This is a genomic window from Caldibacillus sp. 210928-DFI.2.18 (assembly GCF_020554505.1).
GTDB classification, from domain to species: Bacteria; Bacillota; Bacilli; order Bacillales; family Caldibacillaceae; genus Caldifermentibacillus; species Caldifermentibacillus hisashii.
In genome coordinates this window covers 1-651 of record NZ_JAJCHL010000213.1, presented here as the reverse complement: position 1 = coordinate 651, position 651 = coordinate 1, and the positions used below count along the sequence as shown (strand labels likewise).

Below are 651 nucleotides of genomic sequence, written 5' to 3'. Positions count from 1 at the left end.
CGACTTTGACAGTCAAAAGAACAAAAACTCCCCGAAAACAGCGGTATAATCGTGTTTTTGAGGAGTTTTTTATTTTTTTATTTGTAGATATGCATTTGTTCTTTTGTCTTTTTGACCATAAGCCGGAATATCCTTTAAATGAAGTGTTGATAAAATATCAGAAAAGACATCATCGGCTTTATTTTTTATAAAAATTTCTCTCTCATCAACGTTCAGTTTAGTGATTGTTGCACTTCGGATGGCATCCTGTATTTTCTCCGTGGAATAATTTTTTCCCTTCTGATGAAGATAATATTCCAATAATCGTTGAATGACTAAAGCCAGATAACAAATAACAAAGTGGCCTTGAATGCTTTCTTCGGTCCAAACATAAATGGGACGAGCTTCAAAATTACTTTTTAGCACTCGGAAACTTTCTTCAATTTTCCAGAGTCCATGATAGGCATTTAAAACCTGTTCTGGTGTTAAAGAAGAGTCACTGTATTGGATACCATAGTAGCCATCAAATTGTTTATCTATTTCAAGTTGCTTCTCGTTAAAAGTGATTTGGTTATCATCCCATAGGCTTAATTGAACATACTTCTTCCCGCCTTTTTTCATTTCTGCCTTCATTTGTGATTTTGATTCAACCAATCTCTTTGATTTTTCTAC

General features: G+C 33.8%; 1 protein-coding gene. It reads right to left on the bottom strand.

Going from position 1 to position 651, the window contains the following annotated elements:
• Window positions 1-69: 69 nt before the first annotated feature.
• Window positions 70-651, bottom strand: a 582-nt coding sequence (locus tag LIZ98_RS17615; RefSeq protein ID WP_227140429.1) for an IS1634 family transposase, incomplete at its 5' end; no start/stop codon positions are given.